We start from the raw sequence: 23,582 nt of genomic DNA, 5'->3' as shown, positions 1-23,582 counted from the left end.
GGTCACGAGGGGTCTCCCGGGAAGACGGCCCACGGCGATTCCGAGCGGGCGACGGCGCCGAGCGCCGTGTTCAGGTCCGCCGTGAAGCGGTCCGCCTGCGCCACCGAGAACTCACGGGGATCGAAACAGAGGACGAACGTCACGACCTGGCGGAATTCATTGACGATGAAACTGATGCCGTCGCAGGTGTAGCTGACACGCGGGGCGAAAGCGTTGTGTGTGATACGCAGCCCGCCGGGACCGGCGTCCACGAAACGCTCTGCATGCAGGGTGTAGCGGACTATGGCCTCGCGAAGACCGCCGCCCGCCCGGCCCGGCAGGTTCTGCGCCCGGTACAGGTCGGCGTACGAGATGTGCTGATGACGCATCGTCTGCATCAGTTCGGAGCCGATCCGGCGAAGAAGCGTCGTGATGTCGTCGGAGCGTTCGATGAGAATCGGAAGACCCCGTGAGAATTTTCCCATGATGGTCCGTTCCCCGGCGCTCCGTGCATCCAGTGGAAGGGTCATCGAAAGACCGGAGTGCGTCGTGTGCAGGAAAAACGTGCGGGCGAAATGGGCGAGCGCAAACTGGAAGAGCGTCACTTTGGCCTCCCGGCAGCTTCGCTGAAGGGAAGCGACAGCCGGGCCGGGAATGAACGAAAAACGTGTGATCGCGGGAGGCGCCGGGCCGTCGGAGGGGGCGTCAGCTCTACTCCCGGAATCTTCCAGGGGGTTGTCGGACAGCGCGGCCATGGTCTCGAATTTCCGGGACCAGTAGCGGTGCTCGACCGTGGCGGAGCGCTGGGCGTGCTTCTCACGGGCCTGCCCGATCGCGGCGAGCAGCCCGTCCCCCTCGGCATCACTCACGTAGTCCTGGCCCGCCAGCGCCGCGCCGTAGGCCTCCCACAGCCGGTCGCGGAAGAGGGACCGGCTGGCGAGATCGGCGGTCAGCGTCGGCAGATCGGCGGTGAACGCGTGCAACTGCTCGGAGTAGCGGAAGAGACGGAAACGGAAGGGAGGCCGGCTCGTCAGGTCGAAGGGCTCCGAGAGGGCTTGGGCGCGAACCCCGGCCAAGTACGTCCCGAACTGCTCCGGTGAACGGGCCTTGATCCGACGGGCGTCGAGCAGGCCGTCGGGCGGGGGCGCGTCGGCGAGCCACTGCACGGGCCGTCCGTCGGAGGCCTTGCCCACGCGCAGCCGCAGGGTCTCGTGCATGCTCACCAGCGCCGACAGAGCGCGGTGCAGGGCCCGCACGTCCAGCGGGCCCTCGATCCGCTCGGCGAGCTGAACGACCTTCATGGGCTGCCGCTTCTCCTGCTGCCGCCCGTACTCGTGCTCCTGAGCGTAGGAGAGCTCCGACACGGCGCCGGTTCGCTGCTGGGTCACTGGGCTGCCTTTCCGTACATGCTCCGGACGCGACGGTGGCCGGGACGGGCGCGCAGCGCCCTCCCCGGCCACCGTGCTCACTCAACGGGTTTGCTCAGCGAGCTCAGATGCACCCGGCGGCGATGACGGGTGCCGTGCCGCCGACGATCTCGTCGAGCTCCTCGTCCGTGAGAGCGTCGATTTCGACGGTCTCGAATGAAACATTCTCCATATGCCTACTCCTTTGTTGTGAAGGAATCCCCGGGCAATGATGTTGTTTCGGAGTTCACCGGAACAACATCCACGTCACAGTTCGAGTGACGGTAATTCCGGGGCGCAGAAAGAAAATATCAGCGCGGCGTCGGACCATTCCAGTCACGCAAGTTCGTGACACGTGGACCGGAATATGCGACTTATTGAGCGACCTTCGCGTCGCGCGCCAGAATATTCCGCTTGGACCTCAGCCGGCGCATTGCCTCGGTACGGGAGATGGGGTGCGCGTCGTCCCACTCGATGGTGCGGCGCATCATTTCACGCAGCGTCGGATGGACCGTTTCGAGGTAGCCGGGCTCGCGCATGAATTTCCACGACGTCTGGCCGCCCGCCGGCTCGTCCGCGGCCTGGAGGTTCATGTGGAGCGTCCGGCGGGGGCCGCCGTTCTCGCAGGAACCCCGGTGCACCGCGTGGTGGTTGAAGAAGAGGACGTCGCCCGCTTCGCACGGCACCCGTACCTCTCCCGGCAGCTCTCCGCTGCCCAGACGGCCGATCTCCTCGCGCTCGGCGTCGGTGAGAGGCCTGCGGTGCGAACCGGGCACCACACGAAAGGCGTCGTCCGCGGTGAGACAGACGTTGAACTGGACATGGGTGGGCCGGCCCGACGCCTCGTAGTGCTCGTGCTCCTCGTTGTCCTTGTGCCAGCTCAGCTCGTAGTCCACCGCCTCGGGTGACCACAGCGCGTGCGCCGTCCAGAACCGCAGGCGCGGGCCCAACACCTCCTGCACGAAGCCCAGCAGGCCCGGATGGGCGAGAACCTCGGCGAGCCGGTCGTCGTACAGCTCGGGAGTCATGATGTGGCTGACACCCCACACGTCGATCGGGCCCGGCGGGCGCGAGCTGTAGCGGACGGCATGCTTCTCGGGACCGGCCAGGACGGTGTCCCTGAGCTCCTCGAGGGCGGCCAGGGCCGGCGCCACCTCGGCGGGGGAGAACAGGCCGGGGACACGGACGAATCCGTCCCTTCGGAAGGCGTCCGCCTGTGTACTGGTCATCGGCTCTCCTCCTTGTTCTTGGCGCACACGAGAACCAGGTGCCGCGAGGTGGCGGTCCACGGCTCGCCGGCGAAGCCCCCGTACCGCTGGGTCACGGTGAACCCGCCCTCGGCCAACAGCCGTTCGACCTGTTCCAGGGCGAGCATCCGGCTGTGCCTGGTCACCCGCTCGACGTGTTCGACGCCGTCCCTGCGGTACTCCATCTCGTCCACCAGGACCTGGCTGACCGGGTCGTAGTGCCGGGCCCGGCTCACTTCGACGGCCTGGCCACTGCGCGGGTCGCGGTACTGGAAGGCGGGGCGCCACCGGCCGTCCGCCTCGGCCGTCAGGGTGGCTGCCGGGTTCACCATGTCGAGGGCGAAGACGCCGTCGTCGACGAGGTGTTCGCGCACCCGCGCCAGACAGGCGGCGATGTCGCTGTCGTTCAGCAGGTGACTGATCGAGCTGCACGGCAGCAGGACCAGGTGGAAACGCCGGCCCAGGTCGAAGTCGCGCATGTCGGCCTCGTGCAGCTTCAGGGGCAGCCCGGGGTTCCGCTTGCGCTCGGCCTCGCGCAGCATGGCAGGGGCGACGTCGATTCCCGTGACGTCGTGTCCGTCTTCTGCCAGCGGAATACTGATCCGGCCGGTACCGGCGGCCAGTTCGAGGACATCGGGACCGTGCCGGCGGGCGAGATCGCGCCAGAACGGCACGTCATCGGCGTAGTCGGCATAGCGCTGGTCGTACACCGCCCCGTCGTAGTAGAGATTGTCGACCAGAGCGGCGGCCTTCACGGGGCTCGGCCGCCGGGCGCCCGACGCGGACAGGAACCAGGCCAGCACCTGCTCGGAACCGGGAACATCGAGGACCTGTTTGAGGTACTCCGCGCTCCCGGGCCTCCCGGGGTAGCGATCGGGCAGCCCGACGCGGCGGAAGGGCATACCGCCTCCCGCTTCCGCGATCGTCTCGGCGACCGCGCTGCCCAGGCCCCCGATCACCGAGTGCTCCTCGAACGTGGCGACGGGGCGTCCCTCCGCGACGAGTTCCTCCACCCGCGCCGTGTCCAGCGGCTTGATGGAAGGCATGCTGACGAGCCGTACGGCAAAGCCCTTGCGGCGCCACTCGTCGACCCAGGCGACCGCCTGCTCCAGAACGTGACCGGTGGCGATCAGGGTGCCGAGATCGCCCTCACGCAGCACCGCGGAGCGGCCGAGCCGGATACGGGTGCCCTGCGGATGCAGGACGGGCAGCACCGTGCTCTCCATCGGCAGGCGGATGTAGGCGGGCCCCGGCAACCGGTCGATCTCGGCCAGCAGATCGAGGAGTTCGGTGCGATCACCCGGCGCGACCACGGTCATGTTGGGCAGGGCACGCAGGACCGCGATGTCCTCGATGGAGATGTGGGCGTTGCCGTACATCGCCCGGCTGAAGCCGGCGCTGGTGCCGATCAGCCGCAACCGCGCGTTCGCGTGGGCCGCGTCCAGCCGGATCTGGTCGAACGGCCTGTACAGCAGGAACGTGCTGATGTTCGACAGGTAGACGTTCTTGCCGGACTGGGCAAGGCCGGAGCCGATGGACACGGCGTTCTGCTCGGCCATCCCCACGTTGACGAAGCGCTCCGGATACCGCTGGGGGAAGGGATCCGACTCGGACATGCTGTCCGCGGTGATGTAGTACAGGTCCTCGTCCACCGCGGCCCGGTCGGTGATGAAACGCCCGAACAGCCGGCTGACCCCCTCCTCCTCGATGACGCCGGCCGCGGGCATCGCCGGGGCGCTCACCGCAACTCCCGCAGGGCTTGCGCGAGTTCGGGTCTGGTGATCCTCCGACCGTGCCAGGACACGTCGTTCTCCATGAATGTCAGTCCCTTCCCTTTGACCGTGTGGGCGACCACGCAGCGAGGACCCTGTTTGGGCCGCAGCAGGACGTCCGCGAGCGCGTCGCCGTCGTGTCCGTCGACGTCGTGGACGTCCCAGCCGAAGGCCGCGAAACGCCCGGAAGCACCGGAACGGGGCATCAGGGTCTCGGACGACGAGAACGCCTGGAAGCCGTTGTGATCGACGATGAGCGTGAGATTGTCCAGTCCCAGCGCGGGGGCCAGCGTCGCCGCCTCCCACATCTGGCCTTCCTGGCACTCACCGTCACCGGCCAGGACATACACCTGGTACGGGCGGTCCATCGACTGCGCCGCCAGCGCCATGCCGATACCCAGGGAAAGGCTGCGTCCCATGGACGTGGTGGAAGCCTCGACGCCCGGCAGCAGTTCCGAGCGTTCCGTGACCGGGAACAGGCCGCCGTCGGCCTTGTAGGCGGCCAGCCGCTCGGCGGGGAAGAACCCGCGGTCGGCGAGGACGGTGTAGAGCACCGCCGACGCGGTGCCCTTGCACACGAACCGGTCCCGGCCCTCCCAGTCGGGGCGGGCGGGGTCGACGTCGAGCACCCTCGAGTAGAGGGTGTGCACGATCTCCACCGCCGAGAGATTCCCGCCGATGTGCGCGCTTTCGGCCCGCGCGACCATCTTGATCATCGAGCGCCGGATGTCCTGTGGAGTGATCACACCATTCCTTTCTGTACGGTTCGGGTCCGATCGGTCAGGGGACCAGGTCGATCGGCTCGGCGGGCGCGCCGTCGGTGAGCAGGTCGACGAGCCTCGGGTGCAAGTCGTCCGGGACCAACCGGTCCGCTGTCGCGGCGAGTTCGTCCAGCGACCACCAGCGGTGGCCGACGATGGAGGTGCGTTCGTTCTCGGTGAAGCCGTCGGTGCTGATGTCGAAGGCGGGGACGCGGGCCAGGTAGTAGCGCTCATGGAAGAGGTAGGCGACGCCCCCCATGGACCCGGTCTTGCGGCGCCGCCACACCTCCGTCTCGGGGACGAGCCCGGTCAGCCCGGTCTCCTCGGCGACCTCGCGCGCTCCGGCCTGCTCATAGGTCTCACCGGCCTCCACGCCGCCACCGACCGGGTACCAGAACGTGTGCCCGTCGCTCTCGTCCTGGCTGGAGAAGAGCAGCAGACGGTCGGCCTCGTCGACCAGGAGCACCCGCACCGTGGGCCGCAGGACGAGGTCCGCTTCAGTGGGCTCGGCGTGTGCTTCATGCGCTGTTCTCTCGTGCATTTTCGAGTTCCTTTCCTTCAAAAACCTGACGATCACGCCCCGTGGGCCATGTACTAGAACGCGGGGCGTCGTCCTCAGGGACGTTCGGGGCGTTGGTCCTGATACGGCGGGTGCGTACCCTTCGGTGCCGGCCTGCGGTGCGCCCCCGAGCACGGCGTGACACCACTTCGACGGGAGATGCCACGGGAGACGGCGGCCTGCGACAGGCGGGCCGCCCTGTCGGGGCCGAAGCCGGACAGGAAGTCGGCGAGAGGCTGGTCGAGGCAGATATGAGCCGAGCGGGCGCAGGCCTCGTCCGCCCCCTCCACCGCCACCCCCAACCTGCACGAGGCCAGCAGGCAGGCGTCGTTGAACGCGTCACCGAAGGCGGTCACCGCGTCCAGCCCCGGACGCCCCGCCCGGTTCGCGAGATGGGCCGCGAGTCCGGACGCCTTGCACGTCCCACGCGGACGGATCAGCAAGGCCGCGAACGGGCCGATGCGGTCGGTGTCATGCCGCACCGCGAGCCGCCGGGCGAGGTCCTCAGGCGCGTCGAACACCGTGATCCCCGTCAACTCACCGCGGGCGGGGGCCGACTGGGCGTCCACCGTGACGGCGGAGCGGCCCAGCGCGTACATGCGCGTGTACAGCAGGGCCGCGCGCCGGGACGAGGAGACGAGCTCACCGTCGGCCTCGGCCACGAAGTCCCGGGCGCCGGCGTCCACAAGGGTGCGCACGACGCCCGCCGGTAGCCGACGCAATGCCGTGACCTGGCCGGTCGAGCGCCGCAACACCACGGCGCCGTCCCCCAGCAGCACCTCGTCCTCCAGCACGGACGACGGAAGACGGGCCAGCGGGAGCTCGCGGAAGGAACGGACGGCCCGGCCGCTGACCACCAGCGGAGCCAGGCCGCTCGCGGCGAGTTCGGCGAGACGGTCGGCCAGTTGCGGCCGTAACCGGCCACGCGTGTCGAGCAGCGTCCCGTCGAGATCGAACGCCGCGAAACGCACGGCGGGCAGAGACTCGGCTGCGGCGACGACCATGGCGGGGCGGCTCAGACGATCCGGTACTGGCGCAGGACGCGCGTCGCACCGTAACTGGCCGGCACCGGCCGGCCCGTCGACGGCGAGATGCTCGTGGTCCGGGCCACTCGCACCGGCTTGCGCCGGTCGGTGAGCAGTTGGTGACCGCCGAGCGCACGGTCCAGCAGGGCGGCGCCGTCCTCTTCGCCGACGAGCAACCGGCCCGGCGGGCGTTCCCCGGTGGAGTACGTGATGTCGCACAGGAGAGTGACCAGCACCGACCCGCCCGCGCGGGTCCGGTCGGCGAGCAGCGCGACCGTCTCCTCGACGCGCTCGGGGTCGGCACTGCTGTGATGGACCGAGTCGAAGCAGACGACGGCGTCGAGCGTCGACGGCGCCAGCTCGCGGAGCCAGGCGAACGCGTCCCCCTGGATGATGTCGCAGCCGTCGATCCGCTCCTCGTCGACCGCGCCTTGGAGCTCGGCGACAGCGTGGGCGCTGTGGTCGATCGCGGTCACCCGCAGGCCCTGGCGTGCGGCGTGCAGAGCGTGCCGGCCCGCACCGCACCCGAGGTCCGCCAGGTGAGGCCGCGGCCCGTCTGCCGAAGGAGCCAGCGCGTCGATCATCGCGCGCGCCGTGTCGGAGGGCGGACGGATGCCCTCCTGGGCCCAGATGTCCCGGTACACCAGGCGGTCACGGGCCGTCTGGCTCGCCCCGGTCGGCCGGGCACCGGGCTCCGACGCCGCGGCGGACCGGGCGGGAATCAGCCGGGATATTTCCATGGAAGTCCCTCGCATTGTTGGCTGAAAAGGCTTTGATGGTCTGCGTGCCTTCTGCCGAAGGGCCGCGATCTTCGACCTGGAGTGACGGGATGAGGACATCGCAGCGAACGCCTTGCGTTTAATCTGCGGTGCGGTCGATTGTAGTCGGCGATGCGGAGCGGCACGCGCCGCAGGGCGTCACGAGATTTCGCTACTTTTTTGTCCTGCACCCCCTGTGACAGGCTGCTCGCCATAAGAAGCGCGGTGTTGTCCGGCAGTTGCTTCGCCGCGTGTGCCCCGAGACCGGGGACGTCCATCGCGCCGCTCAGGCACCGTACTTGGGAGTGAAGAATGCGAGGGCTCGCGGGAAAGACCGTTATCGTCACCGGCGGTGCGCAGGGAATCGGGCGCGCGGTGGTCGACAGGGTCGTCCATGAAGGCGGAAACGTGGTGATAGCCGATTCCCATGCGGAATTCGGAAAGTCGGCCGCCCAGGAAGTCGACGAGACCGCGGGCCGACCGGCCGCACTTTTCGTCCACACCGACGTGTCCGACGAGGAATCGGTCCGCAGCATGACCGAAAAAGCGGTCGAGCATTTCGACGGCCTCGACCAGCTGGTGAACTGCGCCGCGGTGTTCATCATGCGCGGCCTGGAGGCCACCGTCGAGGAATGGCGTCGGATCATGGACGTCAACATCATGGGCCAGGCGCTGTGCGTGAAGCACGCGGCACCGTACATGCGGGAACGCGGTGCGGGATCCGTCGTCAACATCGCCTCGATATCCGGGCACATCGCGCAACCGGGATACCTCACGTACAACGCGACCAAGGCGGCGGTGGCCAACATGACCCGCTGCATGGCGATGGACCTGGCACCGGACGGCATCCGCGTGAACGCGGTCAACCCCGGCACGGTCTGGAACAAGAACAACGAACGCTTCCACCGCGAGCAACTCGGGATGGACCGGGCCCAGGCGGACGCGGACCCGGAGATCGGCGGCCGGCACATGCTGGCCCGTACCGCCGACCCCGAGGAGATCGCGTCCGCCGTGGCCTTCCTCCTCTCGGACGAGGCCAGTTACATCACCGGCGAGAACCTGATGGTCGACGCCGGCTACACGGCGATGTGAGGCGAGTACGTTGATCTTCGACCTGCACACCCACCACCGCCGTTGCGGTCACGCCCGCGGAGAACTGAGGGACTACGTCGAGGCGGCGCTCGCCGCCGGCCTGGACACCCTCGGGTTCTCCGACCACTCGCCCTTCTTCGCCCAGGAAGCGGACCACCACAAGCCGTGGGTGGCGATGGCCAGATCGGAGTTCGGGGCCTACCTGGCCGAAGCGGCCCGGCTGCGCGAGGAGTACCGCGGCCGCATCCGGCTGCTCATCGGGGTGGAATCGGACTTCTTCCCGGAGCACGCGCGGCTCTACGCGCAGACCTACGCGGGCCTCGACCTCGACTACCTCATCGGCTCCGTGCACGTAGTGGGCGACACGGACATCTTCCACCAGGACCGATGGGCCGGCGCCACCGAGGAGTACCTGCTCGCGGAGAAGGAGCGGTACTGCGACCTCGTCGCGGCCTCGGCCCGGTCGGGCATGTTCGACATCCTCGGCCACATCGACGCCCTACGGGGCAACTACCCCCGCCTGGACGAGATCGAGACGCCGGCCGAGGAACGCATGATCGAGGCCATCGCCGAATCCGGTGTCGTGGTAGAGGTCAACACCTCGGGAAGCACCAAGCGGTGCGGCGGCTGGTATCCGAGCGACCGTCTGCTCAGGCGGCTGCGGGAACACGACATACCGCTGACCTTCGGCTCCGACGCCCACGATCCTGAACGTGTCGGGGACCAGTTCCAGGAAGTCCGCCGGCACCTGCGGGCACTCGGCTACCGCGAATGGCACGTCTTCGAGCGCCGCGAACCCCGCCCGGTCCCCCTGTGACCGCACCAGGCACGAGGACGGGCACGACGGGCCGGCCGGCAACGCCCCAAGCACCGGCGGAAATCCCAGAGAACTCTGCTTTCGCACTGATCGTGAGGTGTCTGATGACCAAACGCAACGTCAGGGTCGCGCTCGCCGGCGCAGGCTCGTGCGCATCGAGCTTCGTCCAGGCGGTGGCCGCCGCCGCCCTCACCCGTGGTGAGGGACAGCCGGGCGTGATGTACGACCGGATCGGGGGCTACCACCTGTCCGACCTGACCTTCGTGGCGGCCTTCGAGGCGGACGCGAACAAGATCGGACGGGACCTCGCCGACGCCCTGCGCCAGCACCCCACCGTGGCCGTCCAGCACGTCCAGGTGCCCGACACCGGCGTGCTGGTCCGTCCAGGACCGGCACTGGACGGCATCGCCGGACGCCTTGCGGACGTCGTCGACGTCGCACCGGCCGCGCAGACGACCACAGTTGAGGACGTGACCGCCGAACTGCGCAGGACGGCCGCCGACGTACTGGTGTGCTTCCTGCCCACAGGGGCCACCCACGCCGTGCGGGCCTATGCGCGGGCGTGCGCCGCGGCCGGCACGGCGTTCGTCAACGCGACGCCGGAGGCGGTCGCGGGCGACGCCGACCTCGCCGCCCTCTTCGAGGACAGCGGCGTCCCCCTGCTCGGCGACGACCTGCGCAGCCACCTCGGAGCGACCACCCTGCACACCGCGCTGCTCGACCTGCTCATCGGCCGCGGACTCACGGTCAAGGACACCTACCAGCTCAACGTCGGCGGCAACACCGACTTCCTCAACCTCTCGGACCCCGCGCGGTCGGCCAGCAAGCAGGTCTCCAAGCGCCGTGCCCTCACCAACGCGGGGATCGACGCGACCGATGTGGCCGCCGGACCCAACGGCTACGTGAAGCATCTCGGCGACCGCAAGGTGTGCTTCCTGCGCATCGAGGCCGAGAACATCATCGGCGCGCCCGTCGCCATGGAAGTGCGGCTGGAGGTCGAGGACAGCCCGAACGCGGCGGCCGTGGTCGCCAACGCCGTACGGGTGGCGAAGGCCGCGGCCGACCGCAAACTCGCCGGCGTGGTCGACCCGGTCTGCGCCTTCCTCTTCAAGAGTCCCCGCGAGGGCATGTCCGAGCCGCAGGCACTCGCCGCCTTCCGCGCCTTCGTCACCGCCGTGCAGACAGAGCCCGGCGACGTTCACTCACCCCCGCCCTTCACCGCTTCGCTGGACGACCACTCTCTCGTAAGGACGGCCTGACATGGACCGGAAGATGGTGCAGGACATCATCCGCACCGAGCTGGAGCGGCTCCTGGGCACCGCTGTCACGTTCGGCGACGACGAACCGCTCGTCGACCACGGGCTCGACTCGCTCCTCAGCGTAGAACTCACCCTCAACCTGGAGGACGCCTTCGCCATCACCTTCGAGGACGACGAGCTGTCGTTCGAGAACTTCGCCTCCGTGGGGGCCGTCACCGACCTCGTCCGGGCGAAGGACTCGGCGTGACCGCCGAGGTCTCGGCCGGGCATCCGGCCGCCGCCGGCCCGGTGCCCGCCGCGGCCGGGCCGGCGGACACGACCGGCTGGCAGCCATGCGCCCCCGGCGACCCCGGCCCGACGGTCCTGCTCACCGGCTGGGGCCTTCACGCCTCCCACGCCGAGCGGCTGTACCGCGAAAGCGTCAACGACCTCTGGCGGTTCCGCACCGACCAGGGTGTCCTCATCCTCAAGGCGCTCGGCCGGCCCGCCACCACCGCCTGGCTCGACTTCCAGACGGCGGCCGGCGAACTGGCCGCCGGGGCCGGGCTCCCCGTCCCGCTGCCCATGCCGACCTCCGACGGCGCCCCGATGGTGCACCGCCACGGCCGGCAGTGGCAGCTCCGCCCCTACCAGCAGGGACGGCCCTTCGCCCCCGACTCGCCCGGCCACCTCGCGCAGACCGCACAGGCGCTGAACACGCTGCACCGGCTGCCGGTGACGGCATTCGGGCACGCCCCGACGTGCCCCGGCGACGAGACCGCGTTCTGGCGCGCCGCCGGCGATGAACCCTGGAACCACCTCGACCGTGCGCTCGCACACGTGCTCACGGCGCCGCAGCGGGCGAGCGCCCTGTCCACCTGGCGCACCATCCACCAGCGGGCCATCGCCGAGCTGGACGGCGCCGGATACGACACCCTGCCCGCCGTCCTCACCCATGGCGAGATCGCCGGCTCCAACCTGGTCTTCGACCAGGAGGGCACCCTGCGCGCGCTCCTGGACTGGGACGCCGTCCAGCTACGACCCCGTGCGTACGACCTGGCGAAGGCGGCGCTGTTCCTCGGCCGTGTGGCCCGCGGCAGCCTGGACATCGATCCGGACCGCGCCGCCACCGTGGTCGCGGGCATCGCCGGAGGGCAGCCACTGGAGGGCCGGGAGGCCGCGGTCCTCACCCCGCTCCTGGAGCTGTACTTCGTACCCACCCCCGACCAGCTGCACCGCATGGCGCACACCGTCCCCCAGCACCTCGACTGGTACGTCCACTGGGCCCTCGACGGGGCCCGACGCGCCCGCCGTCTGCTGGCCCCGGTGATCCGGCGCCTCGAGGGCGCGAGCACGCCATGACAGCCGTGCGCGGTCCGGGCCGGGCCGGCGAGCATACGGCGGTCCACCTGTCCGTCCCCGGCGCACAGGTACACCTGACGGGACCCGCGCGCCTCGTGAGCGGCGCGGCGGCCCGGCTGGCTCCGTTCGTCGCCTCTTCGGAGCCGGGCCTGCTGGATCAGCCGGGAAACACCTGGTCGATCCAGCACCCGACCGAGGCAAGGACGGACACAGCCGAACTCGAACACGTGACGATCACCGCCGCCACGGAGCCCACGGCCACGCTCGCGGTGGACCACGAGCGACGCCGCCTGATCCTCGACCCCGCCTGCACTCTTGAGTTCGCCACACACCTCGCCGCCCGGTACGCGAGAATCCTGCTGCGCCTGCAACGGGCCACGCGCGCCCAGGAGTTGTTCCTGCACGCCGGGATGGCGGCGAGCGCGCCCGGCGCCGGCGAAGCCGACCGCGGCATCGCCGTGATCGGGCCCAAGCGCGCGGGGAAGACCTCCACCGTCATGGCGGCCATGCGCGCCGGCGCCGCCTTCGTCGGCAACGACGACCTCAGCGTCACGCGATCCCCGGACGGATGGACCGGGCACGGCTGGCCCCGGTCGGTCTCTGTACGGTCCGACACCTTCACCGCTCTGGGGATCTCGCCGCCCGAGCGATCCGCGCACCCGGGCCGCCCACCCCGCCCGCAGGAACCGGCCGCGGGAGCCGCCCCGGTCATGCTGCTGCCCTCGGAACTGGCGAGCCTGCTCGGCGCACCCGGCGTCCGCCCGTCGGCACCGCTCACCGCACTGGTCTTCCCCCGCTTCGCCCCCGACGCCGGAGACACCGCACTGCGGGAACTGACCCCCGATGAGACGGCGCAGCGCCTGCGGCGTGAACAGCCCGTCCATGTGGTCAAGCAGGCCGACTTCCTGCTGCCCCACTTCCCGCGCCCCTCGCCCGCCGAGACGGAAGAGGTATGGCGGGCCCTCGTCACCGACGTACCAGGCTTCGAGCTGGCCCAGTCCTTCACCGGCCTGACCGTCGGAGCCCGGCGCCTGAAAAGCCTCTGGAGCTGAGGACCGCCCGCCTCCCGACTCCCGACCCACGACACGGCCCCGCCCCGGTCCGTGACACCCCCCCCATGCCCCGCACGCGGCACCCCGCGGTCGAGCCGGTCCACCCGCCGAGCACCCCGCACCGATCCGTTCCCCGATCCCGAACAGGGCCGTTGGGCCCACCCGAATGAGGAGCAGCCATGTCCGCAGCCACTACTCCGCACAGCGTCTCGGTGTACGCCGACCACGCCCAGCAGATCGAGGAGCTGCCCTACGAGCTCGTGGAACGCAAGGGCATCGGGCACCCCGACACGATGTGCGACGCCATCGCGGAGCGCGCCTCCCAGCTGTACTCCCAGTACTGCCTGGAACACTTCGGCCGGGTGGCACACCACTGGTTCGACAAGGTGATGATCTTCGGCGGAGAGGCCTACCTGGAGTACGGCCGAGGCGAGCTGACCAACCCGTACACCGTGCTCTTCGCGGGCAAGGGCGCCTACCGGTGCGGCGACCGGCCCATCCCCCTGGAAGAGATCCTGCGCCAGGCCGCCGCCGAGGTCCTCGACGCGGTGAGCACCGGCTTCGACGCCGACCGCCACCTCGTCATCGACTGCCGGATCGTGGACCACCAGGGCGCGGGGCGCCGCAACTCCCGCTACCGCCCGCGGTCCGCGGACGACCTGATCGCCATCGGCGACCCCGGCCTGGTGTCCAACGACACCAACCTCCTGCACGCGTACGCGCCCTTCAGCCGGCTGGAGCAGGCCGTGCTGGACGTGGAGCGGTTCATCAACGGGCCCGACTTCAAGGACCGCAACCCGGACACCGGGTGGGACGTCAAGGTGTTCGGCAGCCGCAGCGGCGAGGCGTTCAACTTCGTGGTGAACATGCCCTTCCTCGCGGGCCACATCACCTCCTTCGCCCACTACCTGGAACGCAAGAAGGCATGCCAGGCCGAGATCCTCGCCCTGCTCACCCGGAGCGTGGGCAGCACGCCGACGCTCACGGTCAACCCCACGGACCGCAACGGACTGCCCTACCTCACCGCACTGGGTTCGGTCGCGGACACCGGCGACGTCGGCGCGGTGGGCCGGGGCAACCGCGTGACGGGGCTGATCACACCGATGCGATCGATGAGCATCGAGGCACCGGCCGGCAAGAACCCGCTCGACCACACCGGCAAGCTGTACGGGGTCCTGGCCAGGCAGCTCGCGGTCCGGCTGCACGAGCTGCTCGGCAAGCCGGTCGAGACACACATCTTCACCTCCAAGGAAGCCCCGCTCAACCGGCCCGACGAGGTGGTGGTCCGGGTCCACGGACTCTCGCGAGACCCGGCCGAGGAGGACCTCGTCCGCAAGACCGTGGACGACGCGCTGGCCGACACCGCCGAACTGACCCGCGAGATCATCGTCACCGGGGTGACGATGTGGTGACAGCACACCCTTCGCTCGCCACCGACATCCTCACCGCGGCCGCCGCCGTCACCACGGACGGCCCCGCCGCCGCAGGGGGCGGCTGGGTCCGCCACTACACCCCGCCGGGCCCGGACGACGGCAGCCAGTTCCTGCTGATGCTGAAACCGGAACTGCTCGCCGAGGCCTCCACGGACGCCTCGGACGGCGGTGGGCTGCTGGGCCGGGTGCTGGACCGGTTGGCCGCCGGCGGCCTGCATCTGGGCGCCGTCCGCGTGGTCGGCGCGGCCGAACTCACCGCGCGGCGCGTAGTGGAGCACCACTACGCCGTACTCAACCGAGTCTCCACCCAGGGCCTCGACGCCCTACCGCCCAACGCCCGGCACCGGCTCGCCGAGCGGTACACCCACACCACCGAGCACTCGGACACCGTCCCGACCCGCATCCTCGGCGGCCACCAACTGCTCGCACAGCGACCCGACTTGACGCCGACGGCCCTGGACGCGTTCGCCCGCAATCTGCCGGTCGCCAAGGCCGCGGCCGGGGTCTACACGACGGAACTCCTGCTCGACGGCGAGAGGCTCGTGGTACTCAACGCCTTCCACCCCATGCAGCTGGCCCACTTCCAGCAGCCCGGCGGCGCCGTCGCCCTCCTGACCTGCACGACGCACCGGCCCACCGACCTGGTGCGACGCGAAGTGATCGGCGCGACCGACCCGGCCCAGGCACAGCCCGGCTCGGTCAAACACATGCTGTACCAGGACCGCGCCACCTTCACCGAATGGAAGGTCTGCACGCGACTCAACGGCGTCCACCTGTCTCCAGGACCGGTCGAAGCGATGTTCACCATCCAGAGGTACTTCACCGACGACTGGACGCCGATGCCCCTCGCCCGCACGGCGTTGGGCAGGAGGCTGCTGGCCGCCGGCGCGGACGAGCGCGCACTGTCGGCGCTCGGCGACAACCCGGTGGTCGAGTACGGCGGCGGTGGACACCTCTTCGACGTCACGGAGGACCTGACCACGCAGGAGTGCGAGCACATGCTGCTCCGGCTGCTGGAGCGCCCGCCGGCCGCCCGCCCGTACGCGGACCAGGAGACGACGGCGTGACCCGCGACCCCGAGGGCACGGACCTGCCAGGACTCGCCTCGGTGCCCCAGCGGATCTGGCTGCTCGGGCCGCCCGGCTCGGGCAAGACCACACTGGGCCGACGGCTCGCCGAGCGACTCGTCCGCCCCCACCACGAACTGGACGCGTACTTCTGGCACCGGGGATGGACCCGCGCCGACAGCGACGCATTCCACGCCGCGGTGACCGAACTGGCGGCAGGGGAGACGTGGGTAATCGACGGGCAGTACCACGACGCGCACCCGGTGCTGGCCTCGCGAGCCGACACCGTCATCTGGCTGGACGTCCCGCTGGGGGTGGCCCTGTGGCGGGTGACACGCCGCACGCTGCGTCGCCTGCTCACCCGGACGGCGCTGTGGAACGACAACCGGGAAACCCTTGGCAGTGCCCTGGGGCTGCTGGTGTGGACCGTACGCAGCCACCGCGCTGTCGCCGCCGTCAACCGGCCGCTGCTGGCCCGCCTCGCGGCCCGTGACGTGCGCACGGTCCGCACCGCCTCGGCAGAGGCCGCACTCACCGAACTGCTCGGCGCGCCCCCGCCCGCTGGAAACAACCCCCTCGCACCCGTCAGGAGACAGTGATGCCGCCCCCGCACACCACCCCACTGGCGCTACTCGGCGGCGAACCCACGACAAGCAGGCCGCCGGACCCGCGGCCGAGGCCGCCCACGGAGGAGGACCTGGCCCTCGTCACGGCGATGCTCCGCCGGGGCGAGGGTGCCTACGTCGGCGACGAGGGCCAAGTACGCGAACTGGAAAGCGAGTTCGGCCGGCTGGTCGGAGCGCGACACGCACTCGCCGTCAACTCCGGTACGTCCGCGTTGTACTCCGCGTTCTTCGGGATCGGCCTCGAACCCGGCGACGAGGTGCTCGCACCCACCTATACGTTCCTCGCCACCGTGATGCCGTTGTTCGCCGTGAACGCCGTGCCCGTCCTTGCCGACGTGGACGAGCGGACCGGGAACCTCGACCCGGCCGACCTGGAAAGGCACCTGACCCCCCGCACCAGGGCCATCGTCGTCACCCACCTCAACGGCGTGCCCGCCGACATGCCCGCGTTGACGGCGTTCGCACGCAGGCACCAACTCGCCGTCGTCGAGGACTGCTCGCAGGCGCACGGCGCGATCTGCGCCGGCAAGCACGTGGGCTCGTTCGGCGACGCGGCCGCATTCAGCCTCCAGGCCAAGAAGACGGTGAGCGCCGGGACGGGAGGCATTCTGCTCACCGACGACCAGCGGGTGTACGAACGCGCCGTGATGCTCGGGCACTTCCTCGACCGCGCCGAACAAGCCGTGACCAGCGACGAGTACGCCTGCTTCGCGAGCACCGGGTTCGGCCACAACCTGCGCATGCATCCGGTCGGCGCCGCTCTGGCCCGAGGCTCCCTGCGAGCACTCCCCGGGACACTGCGCAACCGGAAGGCGAACTACGACCTCCTGGACCAGCTGCTGACCGGCATCCCCGGCCTCCGCCCACCGGTCCGCGAGCCCTACATGGACGAGCTCGGCTACTACAGCTATCAGCCGCTGTACGTCCCCGGCGAACTCGGCGGCCTGTCCGCCGAGTTGTTCGTACGCGCGGCGGTCGCGGAAGGGGTGCCGCTGTCAAGGCCGCGCTCAGCACCACTGCACTGCCTGCCCGTCTTCACGGACCCCAGCTGGCACTCCCGGACCTTCACCCCGGGCGCCGGCACGGACCGCGGCTACCGGCACTACCGCCCGGAGCAGTTTCCCGGCTCGCTGCGCTACCTGGAGCGTGCTCTGCGCCTGCCCGTGTACTCGACCGACATCCGCGACCATGTGGAACGCTGGGCGCAGGCGCTGGCCAAGGTGGCCACACAGGCAGATGCGCTCCGGGCCTACGAGTCACGCTGAGCCCGTGCCCGGGCGATGCAGCGCGACGCCTCCCTCCACGAACTCTTCGGGCGGCTCCTGCCCAGCGACAGTTAGATAAGTCCGTTTTGGCGCGTTCTGCTTACCGTTCCCCATGCTGCCGGGCCACTTGCTGAAGAGGAAGCGTGCTGGAGGCCGAAGCCGACGCGATGACATTCTCGTCATGGGTCGCGGGGCGAAGTGGTAGGCACCTCCACAGCCCCTGGGGAGGGTGAGTGATCGCGCCCCGATGCTTCAGCCGGAAATCGCACTGTCCCGAAGAATCAGGGAGTCACGGTGAACTCGACCAACTCGACACAACCCCTCATCACTCCTCGCGAAAAGCAGGTTCTCTCACTCCTCGCGGAAGGCCTCACATACGGCAGCATCGCGAGAAGGCTCGGGATCAGCCCGCATACCGTCGACACGCACTTGCGCCGCCTTCGGGAAAAGACGGGTGCGGCCAACCGCATGCAACTCGCCGTCTTGAGCCACGTTTTGGGTAACGACAGCATGCGGAGCGCCGGCTGACGGCACACCTCATGCAGTCGGCAGACCTGGGGCACGCACTTTCTCACGAAACAGGGATCCCATGAATTCGACTGAAATGCATCGTTGGGTGGGCGATGTCGAGGCGTTCGGCTCCACGTATTGGCGGCAAGGGCCCGCGGTGTTCGACACGGCGCCGCCTCCGCCCATGAGCCTTGACGAAATTGACGCCGCTCTGGCTGGGGGAACGCTCAGGTCTCCCCACGTCGAGATGGTTCGAGCGGGTAAGGAAATGGCGCTCAGGGAATACACAGAAGCACGTGAGGTGGGTTCGAAGCCGGTCGGCGGTTTTGCAGACAGCACAGCGATACTCGCCCTTCTGCAGAAGGGAGCGACACTCCTCCTGCGGAACACCGAGCAGTGGCACCGCCCCACGGCCGAACTCGTAGCTCGGCTCGCAGACGAGGTGGGGCGGCGAGTGGAGGCCTTCTTCTTCGTCACGCCACCGGGAGGGCAAGGGCTTGCCGTACATCGGGATGACGCGGATGTGCTCCTCCTGCAAGTGGCGGGCAGCAAGCGGTGGACAGTCCAAAGCGGTCCGCCCGATCCCCATTGGCAGGCCGGAGAGGTGTCGGGAGACGCTGGTCCCGTTCTACTGAATGCCACCGTGTCCACAGGGCAAGTGCTCTACATCCCGCGTGGATACGCCCATTCCGCCGTGGGGGATCAGGGCTTGTCGGCTCATGTGTCCCTGACCATCCGGGAGATAGGCGGACTTCACCTCACGCGTGCCATACCGCGACTGCTCTGCGAAGGAGTGCGGCTGCCTGCGCGCCCCCTTGAGGAGTCCGGACTGCTGGAGTCCGCGAGCCGGCTGCTCGAGGCCGCACGTGAGCGGCTGGCGACCCTTGAGCCAGGCGACCTGGTGCGGTACGCGCGGGAGATGCAGCGTGACCAGAAGCTCAACAACGCAGAACCCGCATCCGTGGCCCGATTCGCTGAGCAGCTGACCGAATAGAAATGCCTCCTCTGTGAGCCGGAGTGGCTTTGAGGCCCCTGCTCGTGACAGTTGGCACGCTCCCTCGCTCGTGACGATCGGGCGCGGACCTTGGTCCCGATCACGTCCTCCTCCGCGAGGACGGGTCCGTACGGGTTGGTCTAGAGCCAGTCCCGCCGCTTGAAAATCACGTACAAACTGACGCACACCACCCCCATCAAACCGATCGCGAAGGGGTATCCGAACCTCCAGCCCAGCTCCGGCATGTTCTCGAAGTTCATGCCGTAGATCGTTCCCACCAATGTGGGAGCGAAGAGGATCGCCGCCCAGCTCGAAATCTTCTTGATCTCTTCGTTCTGTTCGAACCCCGCCTCCGCGAGCGCCCGCATCTCCGCGTTCTGTTGCTGCGTGACCAGCGTCGCGTTCACCGTGAGGATGTCGGCGAGCGCCTGCCGGAAGCCGTCGACGCGTTCGCTGGTGTGGGTGACGTGGTCGGCGACGTCGCGCAGGTAGCGCTGCAGTTCCTCGTCCGTGCCGTACTTCGCGAAGCCCGCCATCAAGGCGTGCAACATGCCGACCAGGGGGCGGGTCGCGCGCTGGAACTCGACCATTTCGCGGGAGAGTTCGTAGATGCGGCGCGAGACCTGAGGGGCGCCGGAGAAGACCTCCGTCTCGATCTCGTCGATGTCGTTCTGGACGCCGTCGACGACGGGGACGTAGCCGTCCACGACCGCGTCGAGGATCGCGTACAGGATCGCCTCGGGGCCCAGCTTGAGGAGTTCGGGACTCGCCTCCATGCGGTGCCGTACGGCCGAGAGGTCGGGGGCCGCGCCGTGCCGCACCGTGATGACGAAGTCCTCGCCGACGAACACGTGCAGCTCGCCGAAGTCGACCTCCTCGGACGCGTCCAGGTAGCGGGCGGCGCGCAGGACGACGAAGAGGGTCTCGCCGTAGCGCTCCAGTTTCGGGCGCTGATGCGCTTCGAGCGCGTCCTCGACCGCGAGCTGATGCAGGTCGAACTCGGCGGCCAGCGACTTCAGTTCGGCCTCCGTCGGGCGGGCGAGTCCGATCCAGGCCACCGTCCGCGGATGCTCGTGCAGTTGCCGGTACGTGTCCGTGAGGGTCTCGGGGCTCGCCACCCGCAGCCCGTCGCGGTACAGCGCCGTGTGCACGACGCTGTCCTCCGGTTCCAGCGAGGGTGCCGCGCCGCAGGCGGGCGACGCGGGCGGTTCGGCCGCCGGGCCCGAGGCCGTGCCCCGGCGCCAGGTGTAGCGGCGCCCACTGCCGCGCTGGTCCCGGTCAGGTCGCTCCTGCCGTCGCGGCATCGCCGCCTCCTTCCGCCGTCGGGTCCTGGGCAGCGTAACCAGCGAAGGTGTCCCACCTCGGCAGCGGCATCCAGCGGCATTGAGCAGCCACAGGGAGCATCTAGGACACCGTCTGGCCTCGATGGCCGCTACCGTCCTCCTATGACGACGAAGCCGATGACAGCCCGAGCCCTGGGCCGGGCCACCCTGGAGCGCCAACTGCTGCTGCGGCGCGCCCCGATGGGCGCGGTCGAGGCCGTCGCCCATCTCGTCGGGCTCCAGGCGCAGGACGTCCGGCCGCCGTACGTCACGCTCGCCGCCCGCCTCGCCGACTTCACGCCGGCTGCTCTCTCGACAGCATTGGAGGAGCGGCGCGTCGCCCGCCTCGTCACGCTGCGCTCCACGATCCATCTGCACACCGCCGAGGACTGCATGAGGTTGCGTCCCCTCGTGCAGCCCGCGCGCGAGCGTGAGCTGCACATGTTCCGCAAGGGGCTCGTCGGTGTCGACCCGGCGCGGCTGCGCGCCCTGACCCGGGAGTACGTCGAGGCGGAGCCGCGTACCTCGAAGGAACTGCGCGAGCTGCTCCTGAAGGAGTGGCCCGGGGCCGACCCGCAGTCCCTCTCCGTCGCCGCCCGCTGCTCACTGCCGCTCGTTCAGGTCACCCCGCGCGGCCTGTGGCGGCGCAGCGGTGGCGTGCGGCTGACCACCGCCGAGCAGTGGCTGGGGCGGGCGCCCGAGGCGACGCCGACGGCCGACGCCACCGTCCTGCGCTATCTCGGTGCTTTCGGTCCCGCCTCGGTGAAGGACTTCCAGCAGTGGTCGGGGCTCACCCGCACCAAGGACGCCTTCGATCGGCTGCGCCCGCAACTCGTGACCTTCCGCGACGAGCACGGCGTCGAGCTGTTCGACCTGCCCGACGCGCCCCGCCCCGACGAGGACGTCCCGGCGCCGCCACGGCTCCTCGCCGAGTTCGACAACCTGCTGCTCTCGCACGCCGACCGCACCCGTGTGGTGAGCGACGCGGACAAGGCCCGCACCTGGCACGGGAACGCGCCCCATGCGGCCTTCCTCGTCGACGGCACGCTCGCCGGACTGTGGGCCCTCAAGGAGGGCAAGGAGGGGGGTGGCGAGGGCAGTGCTCTGACCCTGGAACCCTTCCGCGAGCTGACCCGCACCCAGCGCGACGAACTCGCCGCCGAGGCAGAGCGCACCGCCGCCGTCCTGGAGGCCCCCGGCACGGTCACAGTGGACTTCGGCACCATACGGAAGAAATAACGGAAGAAACAGGCATAGGCGGAAGCCGGCGCGGACCTGAGGCCCGCGACGTCCCGAGGCCGCGACGGCCCCGCGACGACCCGAGGCCTCGACGGCCCCGCGACAACCCGAGGCCGCGGAAAAGTCAGTCCGCGCGGCCCGTCACCGCAACTGTCACACCCAGGCCTATCAGCGCGAAGCCACCCGTCCCGCCGATCAGCGAGAGACGGCGGTCCGAGTGCGCGAACCAGTTGCGCGCCGCCGACGCCGTCAGACCCCACAGCGTGTCCGTGACCAGGCCGATGGAGATCGGCACGAGCCCCAACAGCAGCATCTGCGCGGGCAGTCGACCCGCATCGTGGTCCACGAACTGCGGCAGCACAGCGGCGAAGAATACGATGCCCTTCGGATTGGTGACGCCCACCAGCGCACCGTCGAGCACGGTACGCAGATCACCGCGCGCCGGGCCCACGGGCCCGCTGATGTCCGCCGCCTTCATGGCGTGCCGGTGCCGGAACGCCCGTATACCCAGATGGACGAGGTACGCGGCGCCCGCGAGCTTCACCGCGACGAACAGCTCCGCCGAGCGCTCCACCAGGGCGCCGATACCGAGTGCCACGGCCACCACCAGCAGATAGGAGCCCACCACATTGCCGAGCGCCGTCGCCACCGCCGTGCGCCGACCGTGCGCGAGCGCCCGGCCGATCACGAACAGCACGCTCGGCCCAGGAACCACGATCACCAGCAACGACATCGCGGCGAACGCCAGGAACCGGTCCGTCGACACCATGTGCCTCACCCCCGCACACCATTGAAGCCCACCCCACCGACAATCGGGCCCTAGGGTCACGGTCATGGAACTGCGCCAGCTCTCCTACTTCGTGGCCGTCGCCGACGAACTGCACTTCGGGCGGGCGGCGGAGCGGCTGCACATCGTCCAGTCGGCCGTCAGCCAGCAGATCCGCCGGCTCGAACGGGAGCTGGGCGCCGCCCTGTTCGACCGCTCGCCCCGGCATGTGCGGCTGACCGGCGCCGGTGAGCGGCTGCTGCCCGAGGCGCGGGCCGTGCTCCTCGCCGCCGACCGGGCCAGGGCCGCCGTGGCCCGGCGGCCCGCGCTGCGCCTTGGCACCGGCAGCGGACTCGGAGCCCATCTCGACCGGATGCTCGCCGCCCACGCCGAACTCGCCCCGGACACCGACGTCGAGCTGGTCGACGTACCGGCCGACGAGCGGCTGCTGCGGGTGCGCGACGGCCGGCTCGACGCCGCGTTGCTACGGTTCGGCGCGGCCGGGCCCGATCCGGAGGCGGGTCTGCGCACCGTGCCGGTGTGGTCCGAGCCGCTGGTCGCCGTGGTGCCCGCCCGCCACCCGCTTGCCGCCGGGCCCGACCTCGACGTCGCCGACCTCGCCGGACTGCCGCTCGCCCTGACCGGGCGCCGCAACCACCCGGCGCTCGTCGACCTGGTGGTCGGGGCCTGTCACGATGCCGGGTTCGAGCCGGTTCCCGCGTCCGTCAGCGGGCCGTTGCAGAACATTCTCGCCGTGATCGGCACGGGCACGCGCGCGTTGTGGACGGTCGCGTACGCGGCGCACGCCCGTGTCCTGCACAGCCCCCGGGTCGCGTTCGTTCCGTTCAAGGCCCCGGGGCTCGCCCTGACCACCGGTCTCGTGCTGCCCGCGGGGGCTCCGGACCCGGCTCTCGAACTTCTCCGGAAAGCCTGCTCGTCCCGCTCGGCCTGTTCATCCCGCCCCACCAGCGACGATCACGAAAGCTGATCGCTGCGGTCGCGGACTGCTTCTTGGTCACCGGCCGCCACCGCGATGAACTGTGGATGAAGCAGGAAGCAGAACACAGGACGTAGGAAGCAGACAGGAAAAGGGAGTTCAGTCATGCCGATCGTCACCGTCCAGCAGGGTCCCCGCGATGTCGAGCTCAAGCGCGACCTCGTGCAGCGGATCACCGACGCCTTCGTCGACGCGTACAAGATCCCCGCCGAGACCGTCCAGGTCTGGATCCACGAGGTCCCGACCGACAGCTGGGGCGCGGCCGGGACGCTGACCGTGGACAAGTAACGGACGT

At 69.8% G+C, this 23,582-nt stretch carries 24 protein-coding genes; 15 read left to right on the top strand and 9 right to left on the bottom strand.

Annotated features, from left to right (window positions below; all coding sequences use genetic code 11):
* Positions 1–2: 2 nt before the first annotated feature.
* From ACIREE_RS15210 to ACIREE_RS15180, 7 genes are all read right to left on the bottom strand, one after another.
* The gene (locus tag ACIREE_RS15210; protein ID WP_404151155.1) at positions 3–1,448 is read right to left on the bottom strand and encodes a condensation domain-containing protein; all 1,446 of its coding nucleotides are present in this window, start codon (positions 1,446–1,448) and stop codon (positions 3–5) included.
* Between the two features lie 311 nt (positions 1,449–1,759).
* Positions 1,760–2,614 (bottom strand): phytanoyl-CoA dioxygenase family protein, encoded by an 855-nt coding sequence (locus ACIREE_RS15205; RefSeq protein WP_404151154.1) that lies wholly within the window; start codon positions 2,612–2,614, stop codon positions 1,760–1,762.
* A complete protein-coding gene (locus ACIREE_RS15200; RefSeq protein ID WP_404151152.1) occupies positions 2,611–4,374 on the bottom strand; it encodes a transketolase C-terminal domain-containing protein in 1,764 nt (587 codons plus the stop codon). The genes ACIREE_RS15205 and ACIREE_RS15200 overlap by 4 nt, the downstream gene beginning before the upstream one ends.
* A complete protein-coding gene (locus tag ACIREE_RS15195; protein WP_404151150.1) occupies positions 4,371–5,150 on the bottom strand; it encodes a transketolase in 780 nt (259 codons plus the stop codon). The genes ACIREE_RS15200 and ACIREE_RS15195 overlap by 4 nt, the downstream gene beginning before the upstream one ends.
* Positions 5,151–5,184: 34 nt before the next feature.
* Positions 5,185–5,706: an NUDIX hydrolase gene (locus ACIREE_RS15190; RefSeq protein ID WP_404151148.1), complete on the bottom strand. Its 522-nt coding sequence runs from the start codon at positions 5,704–5,706 to the stop codon at positions 5,185–5,187.
* Between the two features lie 74 nt (positions 5,707–5,780).
* On the bottom strand, positions 5,781–6,728 hold the full coding sequence (locus tag ACIREE_RS15185; RefSeq protein WP_404151146.1) for an HAD family hydrolase: 948 nt from the start codon (positions 6,726–6,728) through the stop codon (positions 5,781–5,783).
* Between the two features lie 11 nt (positions 6,729–6,739).
* Positions 6,740–7,489 carry a class I SAM-dependent methyltransferase gene (locus ACIREE_RS15180; protein ID WP_404151144.1) on the bottom strand — a complete coding sequence of 250 codons (750 nt, stop codon included), beginning with the start codon at positions 7,487–7,489 and terminating at the stop codon, positions 6,740–6,742.
* 330 nt (positions 7,490–7,819) lie between these two features.
* Here ACIREE_RS15180 and ACIREE_RS15175 point away from each other — a divergent pair, with 330 nt between their 5' ends.
* From ACIREE_RS15175 to ACIREE_RS15120, 12 genes are all read left to right on the top strand, one after another.
* Positions 7,820–8,599, top strand: a complete 780-nt coding sequence (locus tag ACIREE_RS15175; RefSeq protein WP_404151142.1) for an SDR family NAD(P)-dependent oxidoreductase — start codon at positions 7,820–7,822, stop codon at positions 8,597–8,599.
* A 10-nt stretch (positions 8,600–8,609) separates the two neighbouring features.
* On the top strand, positions 8,610–9,416 hold the full coding sequence (locus ACIREE_RS15170; protein ID WP_404151140.1) for a histidinol-phosphatase: 807 nt from the start codon (positions 8,610–8,612) through the stop codon (positions 9,414–9,416).
* A 104-nt stretch (positions 9,417–9,520) separates the two neighbouring features.
* Positions 9,521–10,675 carry an inositol-3-phosphate synthase gene (locus ACIREE_RS15165; RefSeq protein ID WP_404151138.1) on the top strand — a complete coding sequence of 385 codons (1,155 nt, stop codon included), beginning with the start codon at positions 9,521–9,523 and terminating at the stop codon, positions 10,673–10,675.
* Position 10,676: 1 nt separating this feature from the next.
* The gene (locus ACIREE_RS15160) at positions 10,677–10,922 is read left to right on the top strand and encodes a phosphopantetheine-binding protein (protein WP_404151137.1); all 246 of its coding nucleotides are present in this window, start codon (positions 10,677–10,679) and stop codon (positions 10,920–10,922) included.
* Entirely contained in the window at positions 10,919–12,016 is a 1,098-nt protein-coding gene (locus tag ACIREE_RS15155; protein ID WP_404151135.1) for a phosphotransferase, read from the top strand. Before ACIREE_RS15160 ends, ACIREE_RS15155 begins: the two co-directional genes overlap by 4 nt.
* A complete protein-coding gene (locus ACIREE_RS15150) occupies positions 12,013–13,068 on the top strand; it encodes a hypothetical protein (RefSeq protein ID WP_404151133.1) in 1,056 nt (351 codons plus the stop codon). Before ACIREE_RS15155 ends, ACIREE_RS15150 begins: the two co-directional genes overlap by 4 nt.
* Before the next feature lie 179 nt (positions 13,069–13,247).
* Entirely contained in the window at positions 13,248–14,480 is a 1,233-nt protein-coding gene (locus ACIREE_RS15145; RefSeq protein WP_404151131.1) for a methionine adenosyltransferase, read from the top strand.
* On the top strand, positions 14,477–15,568 hold the full coding sequence (locus tag ACIREE_RS15140) for a hypothetical protein (RefSeq protein ID WP_404151129.1): 1,092 nt from the start codon (positions 14,477–14,479) through the stop codon (positions 15,566–15,568). The genes ACIREE_RS15145 and ACIREE_RS15140 overlap by 4 nt, the downstream gene beginning before the upstream one ends.
* Positions 15,565–16,167 carry an AAA family ATPase gene (locus tag ACIREE_RS15135; RefSeq protein WP_404151127.1) on the top strand — a complete coding sequence of 201 codons (603 nt, stop codon included), beginning with the start codon at positions 15,565–15,567 and terminating at the stop codon, positions 16,165–16,167. Before ACIREE_RS15140 ends, ACIREE_RS15135 begins: the two co-directional genes overlap by 4 nt.
* Complete coding sequence (locus tag ACIREE_RS15130) at positions 16,167–17,459, top strand: DegT/DnrJ/EryC1/StrS family aminotransferase (RefSeq protein WP_404151125.1); 1,293 nt, start codon at positions 16,167–16,169, stop codon at positions 17,457–17,459. Before ACIREE_RS15135 ends, ACIREE_RS15130 begins: the two co-directional genes overlap by 1 nt.
* Positions 17,460–17,753: 294 nt before the next feature.
* A complete protein-coding gene (locus ACIREE_RS15125) occupies positions 17,754–17,987 on the top strand; it encodes a response regulator transcription factor (RefSeq protein WP_404151123.1) in 234 nt (77 codons plus the stop codon).
* 61 nt (positions 17,988–18,048) lie between these two features.
* The gene (locus tag ACIREE_RS15120) at positions 18,049–18,963 is read left to right on the top strand and encodes a JmjC domain-containing protein (protein WP_404151121.1); all 915 of its coding nucleotides are present in this window, start codon (positions 18,049–18,051) and stop codon (positions 18,961–18,963) included.
* Between the two features lie 140 nt (positions 18,964–19,103).
* On the opposite strand, the gene ACIREE_RS15115 is transcribed toward ACIREE_RS15120, so the two are convergent.
* Positions 19,104–20,267: a magnesium and cobalt transport protein CorA gene (locus tag ACIREE_RS15115; protein WP_404151119.1), complete on the bottom strand. Its 1,164-nt coding sequence runs from the start codon at positions 20,265–20,267 to the stop codon at positions 19,104–19,106.
* A 141-nt stretch (positions 20,268–20,408) separates the two neighbouring features.
* Here ACIREE_RS15115 and ACIREE_RS15110 point away from each other — a divergent pair, with 141 nt between their 5' ends.
* Positions 20,409–21,524 carry a winged helix DNA-binding domain-containing protein gene (locus ACIREE_RS15110; RefSeq protein WP_404151117.1) on the top strand — a complete coding sequence of 372 codons (1,116 nt, stop codon included), beginning with the start codon at positions 20,409–20,411 and terminating at the stop codon, positions 21,522–21,524.
* A 124-nt stretch (positions 21,525–21,648) separates the two neighbouring features.
* Here ACIREE_RS15110 and ACIREE_RS15105 read toward each other — a convergent pair whose 3' ends face one another.
* Complete coding sequence (locus ACIREE_RS15105; protein ID WP_404151115.1) at positions 21,649–22,293, bottom strand: LysE family translocator; 645 nt, start codon at positions 22,291–22,293, stop codon at positions 21,649–21,651.
* A 64-nt stretch (positions 22,294–22,357) separates the two neighbouring features.
* Between ACIREE_RS15105 and ACIREE_RS15100 the strand changes: the two genes are divergently transcribed.
* Together ACIREE_RS15100 and dmpI are read left to right on the top strand one after the other, a co-directional pair.
* On the top strand, positions 22,358–23,278 hold the full coding sequence (locus ACIREE_RS15100; RefSeq protein WP_404151113.1) for a LysR family transcriptional regulator: 921 nt from the start codon (positions 22,358–22,360) through the stop codon (positions 23,276–23,278).
* 114 nt (positions 23,279–23,392) lie between these two features.
* A complete protein-coding gene (dmpI, locus tag ACIREE_RS15095) occupies positions 23,393–23,575 on the top strand; it encodes a 4-oxalocrotonate tautomerase DmpI (RefSeq protein WP_404151111.1) in 183 nt (60 codons plus the stop codon).
* Positions 23,576–23,582: the final 7 nt, after the last annotated feature.

The sequence above is a fragment of the Streptomyces sp. NPDC102467 genome (assembly GCF_044765445.1).
Classification (GTDB): domain Bacteria; phylum Actinomycetota; class Actinomycetes; order Streptomycetales; family Streptomycetaceae; genus Streptomyces.
This window is presented reverse-complemented; position numbering and strand designations above follow the sequence as displayed.

Bases quoted from the DNA above. Each gene is read 5' to 3' on its own strand.
- ACIREE_RS15100 (WP_404151113.1), top strand. From the start codon at position 22,358: ATGGAACTGCGCCAGCTCTCCTACTTCGTGGCCGTCGCCGACGAACTG.
- ACIREE_RS15110 (WP_404151117.1), top strand. From the start codon at position 20,409: ATGACGACGAAGCCGATGACAGCCCGAGCCCTGGGCCGGGCCACCCTG.
- ACIREE_RS15150 (WP_404151133.1), top strand. From the start codon at position 12,013: ATGACAGCCGTGCGCGGTCCGGGCCGGGCCGGCGAGCATACGGCGGTC.
- ACIREE_RS15105 (WP_404151115.1), bottom strand. From the start codon at position 22,293: ATGGTGTCGACGGACCGGTTCCTGGCGTTCGCCGCGATGTCGTTGCTG.
- ACIREE_RS15190 (WP_404151148.1), bottom strand. From the start codon at position 5,706: ATGCACGAGAGAACAGCGCATGAAGCACACGCCGAGCCCACTGAAGCG.
- ACIREE_RS15145 (WP_404151131.1), top strand. From the start codon at position 13,248: ATGTCCGCAGCCACTACTCCGCACAGCGTCTCGGTGTACGCCGACCAC.
- dmpI (WP_404151111.1), top strand. From the start codon at position 23,393: ATGCCGATCGTCACCGTCCAGCAGGGTCCCCGCGATGTCGAGCTCAAG.
- ACIREE_RS15205 (WP_404151154.1), bottom strand. From the start codon at position 2,614: ATGACCAGTACACAGGCGGACGCCTTCCGAAGGGACGGATTCGTCCGT.
- ACIREE_RS15175 (WP_404151142.1), top strand. From the start codon at position 7,820: ATGCGAGGGCTCGCGGGAAAGACCGTTATCGTCACCGGCGGTGCGCAG.
- ACIREE_RS15185 (WP_404151146.1), bottom strand. From the start codon at position 6,728: ATGGTCGTCGCCGCAGCCGAGTCTCTGCCCGCCGTGCGTTTCGCGGCG.
- ACIREE_RS15130 (WP_404151125.1), top strand. From the start codon at position 16,167: ATGCCGCCCCCGCACACCACCCCACTGGCGCTACTCGGCGGCGAACCC.
- ACIREE_RS15165 (WP_404151138.1), top strand. From the start codon at position 9,521: ATGACCAAACGCAACGTCAGGGTCGCGCTCGCCGGCGCAGGCTCGTGC.
- ACIREE_RS15180 (WP_404151144.1), bottom strand. From the start codon at position 7,489: ATGGAAATATCCCGGCTGATTCCCGCCCGGTCCGCCGCGGCGTCGGAG.
- ACIREE_RS15120 (WP_404151121.1), top strand. From the start codon at position 18,049: ATGAATTCGACTGAAATGCATCGTTGGGTGGGCGATGTCGAGGCGTTC.
- ACIREE_RS15160 (WP_404151137.1), top strand. From the start codon at position 10,677: ATGGACCGGAAGATGGTGCAGGACATCATCCGCACCGAGCTGGAGCGG.
- ACIREE_RS15115 (WP_404151119.1), bottom strand. From the start codon at position 20,267: ATGCCGCGACGGCAGGAGCGACCTGACCGGGACCAGCGCGGCAGTGGG.